This is a genomic window from Nocardioides taihuensis (assembly GCF_042657275.1).
Classification (GTDB): Bacteria; Actinomycetota; Actinomycetes; order Propionibacteriales; family Nocardioidaceae; genus Nocardioides; species Nocardioides taihuensis.
Genome location: NZ_JBHSKD010000035.1, coordinates 1 through 1,304 on the forward strand (window position 1 = coordinate 1; position 1,304 = coordinate 1,304).

General features: G+C 66.6%; 1 protein-coding gene. It reads left to right on the forward strand.

Annotation, left to right across the window (positions count from 1 at the left end; all coding sequences use genetic code 11):
• Positions 1-51: 51 nt before the first annotated feature.
• On the forward strand, positions 52-1,304 hold a 1,253-nt coding region (locus tag ACFPGP_RS23835; RefSeq protein ID WP_378594059.1), incomplete at its 3' end, for an ISL3 family transposase.

Genomic DNA, 1,304 nt, shown 5'->3' on the forward strand with positions numbered 1-1,304 from the left:
CTCTAGGTTTCTGGCTTGTCGAGAGTCAGGAACCACGGAACGGAGAACGGCGTGCGAAACGCCACCCTATGGCGCGCCCTCTTGGGCGTCGAGAACACCGTCATCGAGGCGATCGAGTTCAGCGATGTCGAGGACATTGTCATCGCGCACGTTCGACCGCGACGAGCTGCTCGAGGCCGCTGCGGACGATGCGGCATCAAAGCCGCCTGGTACGACCACGGAGAAGGACGCCGACGGTGGCGAAGCCTGGACCTGGGCACGGTCGAGGTCTTCCTCGAGGCCGACGCGCCAAGGGTCAACTGCCCGGTCCATGGGCCGACGGTGCGGCATGTGCCCTGGGCGCGTCACGCGGCTGGTCACACGTTGAGCTTTGACCAGCAGGTCGCCTGGCTGGCTACCCAGTGCTCGAAGTCCGCGATCACCCAGTTGATGCGGATCGCGTGGCGGACCGTGGGATCGATCATCGCCCGGGTCTGGGCCGACACCGCCGAAGGGATCGACGCCTTCGCCGGACTGCGCCGCATCGGCATCGATGAGATCTCCTACAAGCGCAACCACAAGTACCTGACCGTCGTGGTCGACCACGACACCGGCCGGCTGGTGTGGGCCAAGGCCGGACGCGACCGCGCCACCCTCGAGGAGTTCTTCGACGCACTGGACGCCTCCGGCGAAGGCAGGTGCGCCCAGATCACCCATGTCACAGCCGACGGCGCGGACTGGATCGCGGACGTTGTGCGGCGACGCTGCCCAGCCGCGGTCCGGTGCGCCGACCCCTTCCACGTCGTCGGCTGGGCCACCGATGCCCTCGACGCCGTGCGACGAGACGCCTGGAATCAGGCCAGACGCGCGGGCCACACCCGCCCCGCCGGTTGGCAGAACGGCCGGGCGGTTACAGTCGCAACCGGACACGCTCGCGCTCTCAAGCACGCCCGCTACGCGCTGTGGAAGAACCCCGAGAACCTCACCGACAAGCAGCAGACGAAGCTTGCGTGGATCGCCAAGACTGATCCTCGGCTCTACCGCGCTTATCTGCTCAAAGAAGGCCTGCGTACCGTCTTCAAGCTCCCAGCAGACGAGGCCGCCGAGGCGCTGGACCGATGGGTCGCGTGGGCACGGCGCTGCCGGATCGCATCGTTCGTCAAGCTCCAGCAGCGCATCACCAAGCATCGCGCCGAGATCCTCGCTGCCATCGACCACGGCCTGTCCAACGGCCTCATCGAATCGGTCAACACCAAGATCCGGCTCATCACCAGGGTGGCCTTCGGATTCCGCTCACCCGACGCCCTCATCGGTCTAGCGATGCT